This window comes from Noviherbaspirillum album (assembly GCF_035916955.1).
Classification (GTDB): Bacteria; Pseudomonadota; Gammaproteobacteria; order Burkholderiales; family Burkholderiaceae_D; genus Noviherbaspirillum; species Noviherbaspirillum album.
Genome location: NZ_JAWIIV010000010.1, coordinates 178,617 through 193,333 on the forward strand (window position 1 = coordinate 178,617; position 14,717 = coordinate 193,333).

Sequence of the window (14,717 nt, forward strand, 5' to 3'; positions counted from 1 at the left end):
CCCTTATGCTGCTGTCCGAATTGGCGCGCCATGCCGCAGATTTTGTCCGCATGCAACAGGATTATCATTTCAGTACGATATCGACCCTGACATCCAGGGTTTCGGTGCCCCCGCCACGGCGTACGCCGCGTATCGGCGCGGCGGAATCGTAATCGCGCCCGATTGCCAGCCGGCACAGCGAGGTGTCGGCATAGCGTGCATGCGTGATATCGATACTGCACCAGCCGGCGTAACCGCTTTCCTCGACCCAGACATCGACCCAGGCGTGGCTTTCCGCATGGCTGCTGTCGCCCGGGTCGATGTATCCGGAAACATAGCGCGCCGGGATGCCCCGCACATGGCAGCAGGCAAGGAAAAGATGCGCGTAATCCTGGCAGACTCCGCGGCCGAGCTTCAAGGCTTCCGCGCCGGTGGATGTAACCACCGTGGCGCCGCTCTGGTAGGTCACCCTGTCGCGGATGGCTTCCGAAAAGGCAAGCAGCTGGCTTCCGCTGGCGCCTTGCGGCAGGAATGCATGGGCAAATTCAGTGACAGTGTCATCGGCTTCGGTAAGCCGCGTCGGCACGGTAAAGACCAGCGGCGAGAAGCCTGAGGCGTCGGGCAGCCGCCCGCGGTCGAGCGGCGCCACCTCGACGATGCCTCCGGCAATGATGCGGACCTCGTCATGCTGGCCGGTAATGGTCAGCATGTGGCAGTGATTGCAGAAGGCATCGTTGAACGCATGCCGCCGGCCGGTGGTGGCGATGGACCAGGACCGCACCTGCTGGTGCGGCTCGGTGCGCGGCGACAGGCGCAGCTGCTGGATGGTGTAGCTCTGCGGCGCGGTGTAGTGGTACACCGTTTCATGGCGGATCGAGAGTGCCATGCTCATGCCGCCAGCGGAACGAGGAAGTCGCGGCTGACGCGGTTGCCGAGTTCGAAGATGCGTTCCAGGAACTCGGTCAGATAGTCGTGCAGCCCCTCCTTCAGGATTTCGTGAATGTCGCCGAATTTCAGCTCCGCATGCAGGCGCCCGGCGAAGCGTTCGGTATCCGCCGAAACGTCGTTGCGCACCTGCTCCAGGTTGCTTACCACTTCCGCAAGGCAGGCCAGCAGCGAACGCGGCATGTCGCCGCGCAGCATCAGAAGTTCGGCCACCCGTTCCGGCGTGATCACGTCGCGGTACACCTTCCTGTAGATTTCGAAGGCCGACACCGAGCGCAGGATCGCCGCCCAGTAGTAGAAGTCGCGGCGCGACTCTTCCTCGGGCGGTTCGGCGACTTCCTCCGCTTCATCCGCATAGGCGCTCGACTTCGCACCGTGGAACTTCACATCCAGGATGCGCGCGGTGTTGTCGGCCCGCTCAAGGAAGGTGCCGAGGCGGATGAAGTAAAACGCCTCATCCTTGAGCATGGTGCCGATGGTGACGCCGCGCGACAAGTGGGAACGGTACTTGACCCATTCGAAGAACTGGCTGGGATCGCGTTCGAGCAGACCGCTGCGCAGCTTGTTCTGCAGCTCCAGGTAAGTCGCGTTCTGGGTTTCCCACACCTCGGTGGTCAGCGTGCCGCGCACGGCGCGCGCGTTTTCCCTGGCCTGGGTCAGGCAGGATACGATCGACGAGGGATTGTCCGGGTCGCGCACCATGAAATTGAGCACATCCCGGGCGGTGAGCAGGCCGTACTTGTCGTCGAAGGCCTGCAGCAATTCGGAAATGCCCAGCATCGCCCGCCAGCCCTGTTCGGCGGCATGGGCGGATTGCGGCATGAGGGCGGTCTGCACGTTGACGTCCAGCATGCGGGCGGTATTTTCGGCGCGCTCGGTGTAGCGGGCCATCCAGAACAAATGATCGGCGGTACGGCTCAGCATCTTATTTCTCCAAAACCCAGGTGTCCTTGGTGCCGCCGCCCTGCGACGAATTCACCACCAGCGAGCCCTCCTTGAGCGCCACGCGCGTCAGGCCGCCCTTGACCATCGATATGGTCTTGCCCGACAGGACGAAGGGCCGCAGGTCGATATGGCGGGGCGCCACGCCAGATTCCACATAGGTGGGGCAGGCCGACAGGGCCAGCGTGGGCTGGGCGATGTAGCCGTCCGGTTTGGCAATCACGCGCTCGCGGAAGGCCTCGATCTCGGCCTTCGTGGAAGCTGGCCCGACCAGCATGCCGTAACCGCCGGCACCATGCACTTCCTTGACCACCAGTTTGGATAAATTGGCCAGGGTGTATTCCAGTTCGTCCTTCTTGCGGCATTGGAAGGTCGGCACGTTGTTCAGGATGGGTTCTTCCGATAGGTAGAACCGGATCATATCCGGCACGAAGGGATAGATGGACTTGTCGTCGGCCACGCCGGTGCCGATGGCGTTGGCGAGCGTTACCCGGCCGGCGCGGTAAACCGACAGCAGCCCGGGCACGCCCAGCGAGGAATCGGGGCGGAACGCCAGCGGATCGAGGAAGTCGTCGTCGATGCGGCGGTAGATCACGTCGACCCGTTTCGGTCCGCGCGTGGTGCGCATGAATACCGCGTTGTCGTCGACGAACATGTCTTTGCCCTCGACCAGTTCCACGCCCATTTGCTGGGCCAGGAAAGCATGTTCGAAGTAGGCCGAGTTGTACATGCCCGGCGTCATGACCACCACGGTGGGATCGGTAACGCCCATCGGCGCCACCGAGCGCAGGTTGTCGAGCAGCATGTCGGGATAATGGGCGACCGGCGCGACCTTGTAGCGGGAGAACAGCTCCGGGAACAGGCGCATCATCATCTTGCGGTCTTCCAGCATGTACGACACGCCGGACGGCACGCGCAGATTGTCTTCCAGCACGTAGAACTCGCCTTCGCCGGCGCGCACGATGTCGATGCCGGCGATATGCGCATAGATGTCGGAAACGACGGAAATGCCCTGCATCTCGGGACGGTACTGCGCATTCCTGAACAGCTGCTCGGCCGGAATGACGCCCGCCTTGACGATGTTCTGCTCATGGTAGATGTCATGGATGAACATGTTCAGCGCCTTTACGCGCTGCACCAGGCCGGTTTCCAGCGTGGTCCATTCGGCTGCGGGAATGATGCGGGGAATGATGTCGAAGGGAATCAGGCGCTCGGTCCCGGCATCGTTTCCATAGACGGCGAAGGTAATGCCCACGCGGCGAAAGATCAGGTCCGCTTCGCCTCGCTTTCGGGCCACCGTGTCGGGGGTTTGCTCACCCAGCCACGCCTGCAGTTCGCGATAGTGCTCCCGCACCTGTGCCGATCCGTCCGAGTACATCTCGTTGAAAAAATTGGGCATGGCCTGTTCTGCTTGCAAGTTCGAATTGAGGGTAAACAGCTGCAGCTTAGCGCAAGCCAGCCGCCTGCTCGCTGCGCTTCGTCATGAGTGATGCCAGAAGCGTGCCAGCAGGCATGCCGGCATGGGCAATCCGCGCTAGGGCGTCCGGATGTGGTCGACCAGCGCGCTGGTACGCTGGTCCGGCGCGCGCGTGAGCAGGCTGACCAGGGCGATGGCCGCGAACCCGGCCGGCACGCCGAAGACGCCGGCGGAGATCGGGGCGATACCGAACCACTGGTTGAGCGAGGAGCCGCCGAGCGCGGGATAGGTGCGCACCATGTAATAAACGCAGATGGTGAACCCGGTCAGCATGCCGGCGATTGCACCTTGCTGGTTCGCACGTTTCCAGAAAACGCCCAATACCAGGGCAGGGAACAGGGCCGAGGAAGCCAGCGAGAAGGCCGCCCCCACCATGGACAGGATGTCGCCCGGCTTGAGCGAGGCGGCATAGGCCGCGACCAGCGCCACCACCAGCAGCAGCAGCTTGGAAATCGTCACACGCTTCTGGCTGGACGCCTTCGGATCGACGGTCTTGTAGTAGATGTCGTGCGAGAGGGCATTGGAGATGGTCAGCAGCAGGCCGTCGGCGGTGGACAGCGCGGCGGCCAGGCCGCCGGCGGCGATCAGGCCGGAAATCACGTAGGGCAGGCCGGCGATTTCCGGCGTGGCCAGCACGACGATATCGCCGTCCATCACGATTTCCGCCAGCTGCACGATGCCGTCGCGGTTCATGTCGGTGATCGTGACCAGCGGGTTGATCTTGTCGATGCTTGCCCAGTAGGATACCCAGGACGGAAGCTTCAAGAAGGATGTACCCACCAGCGAGGTGTAGATGTCGTACTTGACCAGCACCGCCAATGCCGGCACGGTGATGTACAGCAGCATGATGAAGAATAGCGACCAGAACACCGACCGGCGCGCCGCCTTCACCGTCGGGGTCGTGTAGAACCGCACCAGGATATGGGGCAGCGCCGCCGTGCCCATCATCAGGCACAGCACCAGCGCCAGGAAATTGTTGCGCTTGTTGTCCGATGCTTCCTTGGTCTTGCCCGGAAACGGTTCCTCGTGGGCCACCAGCGGCTCCGACCGCGCCAGGTTATAGGCACGGGCTTCCGTCCACTTTCGCCTGGCTTCGTTCGGATCCTTCGGATAACTCGCGAGCGCGCGTCCGGCCGCCTTGATCTCGATGAGCGTGGCGTTGCTGCGCTTGAGGCTGTCGACATGCCACTGGGCATCCTGCAGTCCGTCCTCCCATGACTTGGGAAGGGCCTTCAGCTTTTCCTCGTACTGGCGCGCGCGCTCCAGGAAAATGGTGCGCACCTGCCGTTCTCCCGGATCGAGATTCAGTGCCTTTTCGCGTTCGCTCAATTTTGCCAGCGCCGAGCCGTAGGCCACCTGGGGAATCGGCACGCTGGTGTGCTTGGCCGACAGCCAGACCACCGGAATCATGTAGGCGATGATCATGATGATGTACTGCGCCACCTGGGTCCAGGTGATGGCGCGCATGCCGCCGAGGAAGGAGCAAACCAGGATGCTCGCCAGCCCGAGAAAGATGCCGACCGAAAAATCGACGCCGGTAAAGCGGGATGTGATCAGGCCGACGCCGTAGATCTGCGCCACCACGTAAGTGAAGGACACCAGCACGGTGGCCATCACGGCGAGTACGCGCACCATGCTGCCGTTGTTGCTGCCGCAGTAGCGCACCGCCAGAAAATCGGGAATCGTGTACTGGCCGAACTTGTTGAGGTAGGGCGCGATCAGCAGCGCAACCAGGCAGAAGCCGCCGGTCCAGCCGAGGATGTAAGCCAAGCCGTCGAACCCCAGCACGTAAAGTCCGCCGGCGAGGCTGATGAAGCTGGCCGCCGACATCCAGTCCGCGGCGGTCGCCATGCCGTTGAACATGGGCGGGACGCGGCGGCCGGCGACGTAGTACTCGGAAACGTCCGAGGTACGGCTGAGCACGCCGATGCCCGCATACAGCACGATGGTGGAAAACATGAACATGTAGCCGATCCATGCGCGCGGGAAACCCTCGTTCTCCAGGATGGACAGCACGGCCAGGAGGGCAATGAAGCCGAGCGTGTACCAGCCGTAGTAGCGCACCAGTCGAATGAAGAAAGTGCTATTTGGCATCGTCGATCTCGTTCTCGAGCAGCCGGTCATGCCTGCCCATGCGTCGCATGTAGACCGCGATGATGGCGAGGTAGAGCACGGTCAGCCCCTGGCCGGCCATGTAGAAGGAGACCGGCCAGCCGAGTATCGTCAGTGCGGAAAATTCACGGGCGAAGAAAATGAAGACGAAGGTCGTCAGGAACCAGGTCAAGATGAGGATGGCGGTCAGGCGGCGCGTGCGCCGCCAGTGCAGCGCGCGGTTGTGCTGGATCTTCTCGGCGCTCATCAGCCTATGTCCTCGATGAATTCGGGACGCTGCTCCATGCGCAGGGTGACGCGGAACAGGCTGCCGGGATGCTTCGGATCATGGGAGTGGGGATTATTGAAGATGTCGACGATCGCATTGTGCTGCTGCGCGATTTCGCGCACGATGGCCAGGCCGAGCCCGCTTCCCTCGACGTTGCTACCGAGGATGCGGTAGAAGCGCTCGAACACATGCGCCCGCTCCGAGGGCGGAATGCCGGGGCCGGTGTCCTCGACTTCCAGGATCGCCAGCTCGTCGGCGGCGTTGGCGCGCACCCGCACGGTCACGCTTCCTCCCGCGGGCGTGTAGCGCAGGGCATTGTCGATCAGGTTGGTCAGCATTTCGCGCAGCATGATCGGATTGCCCTTGACCATGATCGGATGGCCGGGCTGTTCGAAACCGAGGTCGATGCGGTGCGCAAACGATTGCTGCACCCAGTCGTGCACCGTGTTGCGCGCCAGTTCAGACAATTCCACCGGCACGAACAGGTTCGATTCCGGGTTCTGGTTCTCCGCGCGGGCCAGCGACAGCAGCTGGTTGACCAGGCGCGTCGCCGTTTCCGAGCTTTTCGACAATTGCTCCAGCGAGCGATGGATCTCCTCCGGGCGTTCCTCGCGCAGGGCCAGCTCCGACTGCATGCGCATGCCGGCCAGCGGGGTCTTCATCTGGTGCGCCGCATCGGCGATGAAGCGCTTCTGCATCTGGATGCTTTGCGACAGGCGTTCCAGCAGCTCGTTGAGCGAGCGCACGAGAGGCGTGATCTCTTCCGGCACCTGGCCAGAATCGATCGGGCTCAGGTCGTCCGAGCGACGCGCGCGGATTCGCTGCTGCAGTTCCGCCAGCGGCGACAGTCCACGCGACAGCGCGAACCACACCAGCGCCAGGGCCACCGGCAGGATGATGAACTGCGGCAGGATCACGCCCTTGATGATTTCATTGGCCAGGAAGGCCCGCTTGTCCAGCGTTTCGGCAACCTGGATCAGGGCGACCATCGATTCCTGCTTGCCGCTCACGGGAGTGCGCGTGCGCGTGCGGCGCAGGTCGACATAGACATAGGCCACCCGCACATCCGCGCCGCGTATGGTGTCGTTGCGGAACTGCACCGAGCCCGACACCGGCTTTTCCTCGTCGACCGGCAGCGGCAATTCCCGGTCGCCGTCGATCAGTTCGCCGCCGGGGCCGACGACCTGAAAGAAGACGTTGTCAATATCGTCGGCGCGCAGGATATCCCTTGCCGCGCCCGACAGCGGGGCGACGACCTTGCCGTTGACTTCCTTGACCTGCTGCGCCAGGACGATGACATTGTCATCGAGCGCGCGGTCGAAAGGATGATTGGCAATCGATTTCGCCACGAGGTAAGTGATCGCAATGCTCATCGGCCACAGCAGCAGCAGCGGCACTAGCATCCAGTCGAGGATCTCGCCGAACAGCGAACGCTGGATACGTTCCTCGGGCTGCGTGTCCATCAGGTCATGCTGAATGGGCGATGCCGCGGCAGGCTTTTCCTTGCCATCGGCATCTGCATGGCGTGCATCATCCATGGGGAATTTCAGCCGGGAGGCGCGGCGTGATGCGCGGCATCGGAAAACTTTTCAAGGCAATATCCGAGTCCGCGGACGGTGGCAATGCGCACGCCGCCCACCTCGATCTTCTTGCGCAGCCGATGCACGTAGACTTCGATGGCGTTGTTGCTGACTTCCTCGCCCCATTCGCACAGATGGTCCACCAGTTGCTCCTTCGACACGAGGCGGCCGGTTCGCTGCAGCAGCACTTCCAGCAAACCCAGCTCCCGGGCCGACAGGTCGAGCATCTGCTCGTTTATGTAAGCGATGCGGCCGACCTGGTCATACGACAGAGGGCCATGCTTGATGACGGTCGGTCCGCCGCCGGCGCCGCGCCTGGTCAGCGCACGCACCCGGGCTTCGAGTTCGGACAGGGCGAAGGGCTTGGCCATGAAGTCGTCGGCGCCGAGGTCCAGCCCCTTGACGCGCTGCTCGATCGAATCGCCGGCGGTGAGGATGAGCACCGGTAGCCGGGAATTGCGGGCGCGCAGCCGGCGCAGGACTTCGAGGCCGGGCATCTTGGGCAGGCCCAGGTCGAGGATCAGCAGGTCGAAATCCTGGGTCGACAGCGCCGAATCGGCCTCCTGGCCGTTCTTGACGCAATCGGTCGCATAGCCGGACTGGCGCAGGGAGCGGGTGAGTCCGTCGGCAAGTACACTATCGTCTTCGGCAAGCAGGATACGCATGGTCGGGACCGGCAATCAAGGTGAGACAATTGAGACAACTGGGTTGCAGCAAGTCTATTGCTTTTCGTTAATAGCAGCAAGGCGCACCACGCTGGTACTTTGCCATTCATATTAGTCAACTTTGCTCCGGATGAAAATTAGTGGTATTTGGTGCTTGCGCCAATCACTGTTTTTTTATACAGTATGGCTTGTGACTTTGAATGCCGCCTCCAGATAAGAGACTCAGCTCAATGAGCTCTATGTGAATACTCAACCGTCGAAAGAATACAGTTATGGACGACAAGAAAACAGCGCAAAACTCGGAAAAGGGCAAGGCACTCGCTGCGGCGCTGGCGCAAATTGAAAAGCAGTTCGGCAAGGGCTCCGTCATGCGCATGGTCGATGGCGCGGTCGCCGAGGAAGTGCAGGTAGTTTCGACGGGTTCTCTTGGTCTGGACATCGCGCTTGGCGTCGGCGGCTTGCCGCGGGGTCGCGTGGTTGAAATCTATGGCCCTGAATCCTCCGGTAAAACCACATTGACGCTGCAAGCCATTGCGGAAATGCAGAAGCTTGGCGGCACCTGCGCCTTCATCGACGCGGAACATGCGCTGGACGTGGTTTATGCACAGAAACTGGGCGTCAATCTGTCCGAGCTGCTTATTTCGCAGCCGGACACAGGCGAGCAGGCGCTGGAAATCTGCGATGCGCTGGTACGTTCCGGCAGCGTTGACCTGGTGGTGGTCGACTCCGTGGCGGCACTGACACCGCGCGCCGAAATCGAAGGCGACATGGGCGACTCCCTGCCGGGTCTGCAGGCTCGCCTGATGTCCCAGGCGCTGCGCAAGCTGACCGGCAGCATCAACCGTACCAATACGCTGGTCATCTTCATCAACCAGATCCGCATGAAGATCGGCGTCATGTTCGGCAATCCGGAAACCACGACCGGCGGTAATGCACTCAAGTTTTATGCATCGGTTCGCCTGGACATCCGTCGTACCGGGTCCATCAAGTCGGGTGACGAAGTGATCGGCAACGAGACCAAGGTCAAGGTCGTCAAGAACAAGGTCGCTCCGCCGTTCAAGGAAGCTCACTTCGACATCCTGTATGGCGAAGGCACTTCCCGCGAAGGTGAAGTCCTCGATCTGGGTGCCGAAGCCAAGATCGTCGAGAAATCGGGCGCCTGGTATAGCTATAACGGCGAGCGTATCGGTCAGGGTAAGGACAATGCGCGTACCTATCTGAGGGAGCATCCGGAGCTGGCGCGCGAAATCGAAAACAAGGTTCGCGCCTCGCTTGGTGTGCGGGAATTGCCCCCGGCAAGTGCAAGCGCTTCCGTGGCTGCTCAGGCCGCAGAAGAGTAATCAAGCAATCGGGTAGCAGGGCAGAAGCAGTCAGCAGGAGTGCTTCTGCCTTTTTCAGTTAATGTGGTTACTTCGCGTGAGAGAGCCCGCGCTGCAGTTTGAAGTTGCAGAGAAGTGCCAAGCCGCAGCAAGCCATCCCATGGCATGAATTAGCATGAATTCGGCAAGGCACTTTTCGATGTTGTCCGGCTTGGCGGATCGCGAGCCGCCTGGTTGGGCGATATCCAGTTTTTCGCTTGCATTGCAATGATTTTCCGGTAACAGTGCTTCAATACTTGCAATACAGCGTACCTGTGCAAACTTCCTTCTGACCCATCATGGCAAAGCCTCAAATGAGCCTGAAAGCGCGGGCTCTGAAGTATCTGTCTAACCGTGAGCACAGCCGCCTAGAACTGGCACGCAAGCTGTCGCGTTATGCCCAGGAAGGCGACGATATCGAAGCTTTGCTCGACTGGCTGGAATCCTCCAAGTTTCTTTCCCAATCCCGTTTTTCCGAATCCCTGGTTCATCGCCGCGCCTCGCGCTTCGGCAACTCCCGCATCCTCTCCGAATTGCAAAGCCATGGCATTGGCGGCGATGCGCTAAGCGAGATCAAGACCAGCCTGGTGCAGGACGAAGCATCCCGTGCGAAGGAGGTATGGTCCAGGCGTTTCCGCCAAGCGCCCGCCGACGCGGCGGAGCGTGCGAAGCAGATGCGCTTCCTGCAGCAACGCGGCTTTTCCCATTCCGCGATCCGTGCCGCGTTGCGCGCGGCCGAAACTTCCGGCGACGACGAATAAGTCTGGTTGCAGTGCCGCATCGAGATATCGGCAGGGCGAAAGTCATGATATTCGCCTCGTGAATGCCAAGCCTAACTACACCGTTAAAGCGCCACAAGTCATTGGTAACTCCAGCTAACTTTCATTTCTGAAATATCGGGTTGGCTATGCGATCCTGACCTGTGCTACACTTTCGGGGTTTTTGCAGCGCCGCATGAGCGGCTGTTGCCGTAGAAGCTGCGGCAGCGACACGCAAATGCGGCTTACTTTGGCCGCTTCGCAGGCATTGGTTGTTATGCCCTTATCTCCGCCGTCATCACGCCGTGCCCTCAGGCACATTCGTGCAATCCATATCGAAGCGTTCGCACGCGATGATGGATTGTGGGACATCGACGCGCGCATCACCGACACAAAAACCCGCGACAGCAAGCTGGCATCCGGCGTGCGGCCGGCCGGCGCACCCATCCATGACCTGACGCTGCGCCTGACCATCGATCTGCACCTCAATGTCGTTGCGGCCGAAGCCGCGTCCGACGCGGTACCTTATCCGGGCTATTGCGATACCATCGGCCCGGACTACGGCAAGCTGGTCGGCCTCAACCTGATGAAGGGATTCCGCGAAGGCGTCAGGCAGCGCATGGCCGGCATCCAGGGTTGCACCCATCTGACAGAACTCGCGCAGGTCCTGCCTACCGCCGCGATCCAGGCTTTCGCCGGCGATGTCATCGATACCCGTGATGGCGACCGGGCGGATGGCCAGCAGCACAAACCATTTCAACTCGACCGCTGCCATGCATTGCGCACCGATGGCCCCGCGGTCGCACGGTTCTATCCGCGCTGGGCGGATCGCTCCGAAGTCACAAATGAACCCAGTTAACCCACAAGTTTCAATTTTTTACTAAGCGTCTGAAGGGAAGCTCGCATGAAAATCCATGAGTATCAGGGCAAAGAAATCCTCCGCAAGTACGGAGTGACGGTTCCGCGCGGTATCCCGTGCTTTTCCGTTGAAGAAGCGGTCAAGGCGGCCGAAACCCTGGGAGGCCCGGTGTGGGTCGTCAAGGCACAAATCCATGCGGGCGGCCGTGGCAAGGGCGGCGGCGTCAAGGTTGCCAAGTCGCTCGACCAGGTCAAGGAATACGCTGACGCCATCATGGGCATGCAGCTCGTCACGCACCAGACCGGCCCGGACGGCCAGAAGGTGCGCCGCCTGCTGATCGAAGAAGGCGCCGACATCAAGAAGGAACTGTATGTCTCCATGGTGACCGACCGCCTCAGCCAGCGCGTGGTCCTGATGGCTTCCAGCGAAGGCGGCATGGACATCGAGGAAGTCGCCGAAAAGCACCCTGAACTCATTCACAAGGTCGTGATCGACCCGGCCACCGGCCTGACAGATGCCGACGCGGATTCCATCTCCGCCAAGATCGGCGTGCCGCCCGGCTCCATCGCCGATGCGCGCACGCAGCTGCAGGGCCTGTACAAGGCTTACTGGGAAACCGACGCTTCCCTGGCAGAAATCAACCCCCTGATTCTCACCGGCGACGGCAAGGTCATCGCCCTCGACGCGAAATTCAACTTCGATTCCAACGCGCTGTTCCGCCAGCCCGAGATCGTCGCGATGCGCGACATCGACGAAGAAGATCCGGCTGAAGTCGAAGCTTCCAAGTTCGACCTCGCCTACATCTCCCTCGACGGCAACATCGGCTGCCTGGTGAACGGCGCCGGCCTGGCGATGGCTACCATGGATACCATCAAGCTGTTCGGCGGCGAGCCGGCCAACTTCCTCGACGTCGGCGGCGGCGCCACCGCGGAGAAAGTGACCGAAGCCTTCAAGATCATGCTGAAGAATCCCGGCCTGCAAGCCATCCTGGTCAACATCTTCGGCGGCATCATGCGCTGCGACGTGATCGCCGAAGGCGTGATCACCGCATCCAAGGCCGTTTCCCTCAAGGTGCCGCTCGTCGTGCGCATGAAGGGCACCAACGAAGACCTGGGCAAGAAGATGCTGGCCGAATCCGGCCTGCCGATCATCTCGGCCGACACCATGGAAGAAGCCGCGCAGAAGGTTGTCGCCGCGGCCAACGGTAAATAATCGAGGGAAGAAATATGTCGATTCTGATCAATAAAGATACCAAAGTCATCACGCAGGGCATCACCGGCAAGACCGGCCAGTTCCACACACGCATGTGCCGCGAGTACGCGAACGGCAAGAATGCATTCGTCGCCGGCGTGAATCCGAAGAAGGCAGGCGAGGATTTCGAAGGCATTCCGATTTTCGCGAACGTCAAGGACGCGAAAGAGAAGACCGGCGCGACCGTCTCGGTCATCTACGTTCCGCCGGCCGGCGCCGCCGCCGCCATCTGGGAAGCGGTCGAAGCCGAACTCGACCTGGCCATCTGCATCACCGAAGGCATCCCGGTGCGCGACATGCTGGCACTGAAGGACCGCATGGCCAAGGCCGGCAGCAAGACCCTGCTGCTCGGACCGAACTGCCCCGGCCTGATCACGCCCGATGAAATCAAGATCGGCATCATGCCCGGCCACATCCACAAGAAGGGCCGCATCGGCGTCGTGTCCCGTTCCGGCACGCTGACCTATGAAGCCGTCGGCCAGCTGACCGCGCTCGGCCTGGGCCAGTCCTCCGCAGTCGGCATCGGCGGCGACCCGATCAACGGTCTCAAGCACATCGACGTCATGAAGGCCTTCAATGACGATCCCGAGACCGATGCCGTCATCATGATCGGCGAGATCGGCGGTCCGGATGAAGCCAACGCGGCGCGCTGGATCAAGGACAACATGAAGAAGCCGGTTATCGGCTTTATTGCCGGTGTTACCGCTCCCCCGGGCAAGCGCATGGGCCATGCAGGCGCGCTGATCTCCGGCGGCGACGACACGGCGCAAGCCAAGCTGGAAATCATGGAAGCCTGCGGCATCAAGGTTACCAAGAACCCGTCCGAGATGGCGAAGCTGTTGAAGGCCGCGCTGTAATCAGGATCCATGCGGCTGCAGCCGCAGCAGTGCGTGAAAATGGGGAGCTTTCGAGCTCCCCGTTTTTTATGCGTTTTCTGTGCCTATCGCTTTGAAGCAAGGGGTGGACAGGGCGTGACGACACGAGGGATCGGTCGAATTGCCAAGTTTCCTTGCCAGTTTGAAAATATGCGCCCGGCGTGGACGTATAATCTCCCCCATGCTTCCCAGACCCGACCTTGAATTCGCCGCCCGGACGGATACCGGAATGGTGCGCTCGCATAACGAGGACGCCATCCATGCGAGTCCGGAGCATGCGTTCGCCGTCCTGGCCGACGGCATGGGAGGATACAACGCCGGCGAGGTGGCGAGCGCGATGGCGGTCGATGCGGTGCGCCTGCGCCTGCAGGCCGGCCTGCCCAGCCTGTCCGAGCGGCGCAGGGATGCCCAGGTGCTCCAGCTCCTGAATGCCTCGATTCACGAAGCCAACAAGGCCATTCTCGCCGCAGCGGAAGCGGACGCCGATTGTCGGGGCATGGGCACCACCATCGTTGCCGCCGTCTTCGACGAAGACCGGCTTACCCTCGCGCATGTCGGCGATTCGCGCGCCTACCGGCTACGCGGCGAGGCACTGGTTCAGATCACGAAAGACCATTCCCTGGTGCAGGAGCAGATCGATGCCGGCCTTGTCGATCCTGCGTCCGCGGCTTATGCTTTGCACCGTAACCTCGTGACGCGGGCGGTGGGCGTTGATCCAGAGATGGAGGTCGAACTGCATGCGCATTCCGTCCAGGCGGGCGACATCTATCTGCTGTGTTCCGACGGCCTGTCCGACATGCTCGACATCGACGGCATGGGACGCATCCTGCGGGAGCATCGGGCCTCGCTGGAAGCGGCATGCGAAGCGCTGGTCGCCGAAGCAAATGCGAAGGGCGGTCATGACAATATCTCAGTGATCCTGATCCGGGTGCAGACCCTTGCTTCGCAGCCGGGCGGGGTCTTGAGCCGGATGCTCAGGTGGATAGGCTGAGCATTGGCGGAATTCTGGCAGCGGGAGGCGGCTTGGCAAAGATCATCGTGTCTTCGGGAACAACTGTTCTGCAGGAGCTCGCTCTCGGAAGCGAGCGCGTGACCATTGGACGCGCGCCGCAAAACGACCTGGTGCTGGAAGACCTCGCCATCAGCGCGATGCATGCGATGATCGTGCCGGGTGCCGACGGCCCGTATATCGAAGACTTGAACAGCACCAACGGCACCCAGATCAACGGCCAGCCGTTCAAGAAGCACTTTCTCCAGCATGATGATGTCGTCATGCTTGCGCATTACCGGCTGCAGTTCATTGCGGGTGAAGAAGCATCTTCACCGCGGAAAGGTGCGAAAGCCGCCGGCGCCCGTCTGCGCATGCTGAGCGGTCCGACGGCGGGCAGGGAAGTCACGGTGCGGGAAACGCTGACGACCATCGGCCGGCCCGGCATCGGCGTGGCCGGCCTGATCCGCGAGGCGGATGCTTACCGGATCGTGCATGTGGAAGGCAGGATCCGGCCGCTGATCAATGGTGCATCAATGGATGGCGAGAGCTGCGCACTTGACGATGGCGACATGCTGGACATCGCCGGCGTGAAGATGATGTTTTCCTGCGGCTGAGCCAGGCCCGCTTCATCCCGCCGGCTTGAAAGTTTGCCGCCTC

At 61.6% G+C, this 14,717-nt stretch carries 14 protein-coding genes; 7 read left to right on the forward strand and 7 right to left on the reverse strand.

Going from position 1 to position 14,717, the window contains the following annotated elements; all coding sequences use genetic code 11:
• Window positions 1-64: 64 nt before the first annotated feature.
• From RY831_RS14230 to RY831_RS14260, 7 genes are all read right to left on the reverse strand, one after another.
• The gene (locus RY831_RS14230; protein ID WP_326507011.1) at window positions 65-865 is read right to left on the reverse strand and encodes a transglutaminase family protein; all 801 of its coding nucleotides are present in this window, start codon (window positions 863-865) and stop codon (window positions 65-67) included.
• A gap of 2 nt (window positions 866-867) precedes the next feature.
• Window positions 868-1,848: an alpha-E domain-containing protein gene (locus RY831_RS14235; RefSeq protein ID WP_326507012.1), complete on the reverse strand. Its 981-nt coding sequence runs from the start codon at window positions 1,846-1,848 to the stop codon at window positions 868-870.
• 1 nt (window position 1,849) lies between these two features.
• A complete protein-coding gene (locus RY831_RS14240; RefSeq protein WP_326507013.1) occupies window positions 1,850-3,265 on the reverse strand; it encodes a circularly permuted type 2 ATP-grasp protein in 1,416 nt (471 codons plus the stop codon).
• A 135-nt stretch (window positions 3,266-3,400) separates the two neighbouring features.
• Window positions 3,401-5,437, reverse strand: coding sequence for a sodium:solute symporter family protein (locus RY831_RS14245; RefSeq protein ID WP_326507014.1), 2,037 nt, complete (start codon window positions 5,435-5,437; stop codon window positions 3,401-3,403).
• Window positions 5,427-5,702 (reverse strand): DUF4212 domain-containing protein, encoded by a 276-nt coding sequence (locus RY831_RS14250; protein ID WP_326507015.1) that lies wholly within the window; start codon window positions 5,700-5,702, stop codon window positions 5,427-5,429. Before RY831_RS14250 ends, RY831_RS14245 begins: the two co-directional genes overlap by 11 nt.
• On the reverse strand, window positions 5,702-7,261 hold the full coding sequence (locus RY831_RS14255) for a sensor histidine kinase (RefSeq protein WP_326507016.1): 1,560 nt from the start codon (window positions 7,259-7,261) through the stop codon (window positions 5,702-5,704). The genes RY831_RS14250 and RY831_RS14255 overlap by 1 nt, the downstream gene beginning before the upstream one ends.
• Window positions 7,262-7,269: 8 nt before the next feature.
• On the reverse strand, window positions 7,270-7,968 hold the full coding sequence (locus RY831_RS14260) for a response regulator (protein ID WP_326507017.1): 699 nt from the start codon (window positions 7,966-7,968) through the stop codon (window positions 7,270-7,272).
• Between the two features lie 272 nt (window positions 7,969-8,240).
• On the opposite strand from RY831_RS14260, the gene recA reads away from it, so the two are divergent.
• The 7 genes from recA (at window position 8,241) to RY831_RS14295 (ending at window position 14,674) form a co-directional block, all read left to right on the forward strand.
• Window positions 8,241-9,308: a recombinase RecA gene (recA, locus tag RY831_RS14265; protein ID WP_326507018.1), complete on the forward strand. Its 1,068-nt coding sequence runs from the start codon at window positions 8,241-8,243 to the stop codon at window positions 9,306-9,308.
• Window positions 9,309-9,625: 317 nt separating this feature from the next.
• The gene (gene recX / locus RY831_RS14270) at window positions 9,626-10,087 is read left to right on the forward strand and encodes a recombination regulator RecX (protein WP_326507019.1); all 462 of its coding nucleotides are present in this window, start codon (window positions 9,626-9,628) and stop codon (window positions 10,085-10,087) included.
• Window positions 10,088-10,361: 274 nt separating this feature from the next.
• Window positions 10,362-10,943: a DUF2889 domain-containing protein gene (locus RY831_RS14275; RefSeq protein WP_326507020.1), complete on the forward strand. Its 582-nt coding sequence runs from the start codon at window positions 10,362-10,364 to the stop codon at window positions 10,941-10,943.
• Between the two features lie 45 nt (window positions 10,944-10,988).
• The gene (gene sucC, locus RY831_RS14280; protein WP_326507021.1) at window positions 10,989-12,155 is read left to right on the forward strand and encodes an ADP-forming succinate--CoA ligase subunit beta; all 1,167 of its coding nucleotides are present in this window, start codon (window positions 10,989-10,991) and stop codon (window positions 12,153-12,155) included.
• A gap of 14 nt (window positions 12,156-12,169) precedes the next feature.
• Window positions 12,170-13,051: a succinate--CoA ligase subunit alpha gene (sucD, locus tag RY831_RS14285; protein WP_326507022.1), complete on the forward strand. Its 882-nt coding sequence runs from the start codon at window positions 12,170-12,172 to the stop codon at window positions 13,049-13,051.
• Between the two features lie 199 nt (window positions 13,052-13,250).
• Window positions 13,251-14,060, forward strand: coding sequence for a Stp1/IreP family PP2C-type Ser/Thr phosphatase (locus RY831_RS14290; protein ID WP_326507023.1), 810 nt, complete (start codon window positions 13,251-13,253; stop codon window positions 14,058-14,060).
• 32 nt (window positions 14,061-14,092) lie between these two features.
• A complete protein-coding gene (locus tag RY831_RS14295) occupies window positions 14,093-14,674 on the forward strand; it encodes an FHA domain-containing protein (protein ID WP_326507024.1) in 582 nt (193 codons plus the stop codon).
• Window positions 14,675-14,717: the final 43 nt, after the last annotated feature.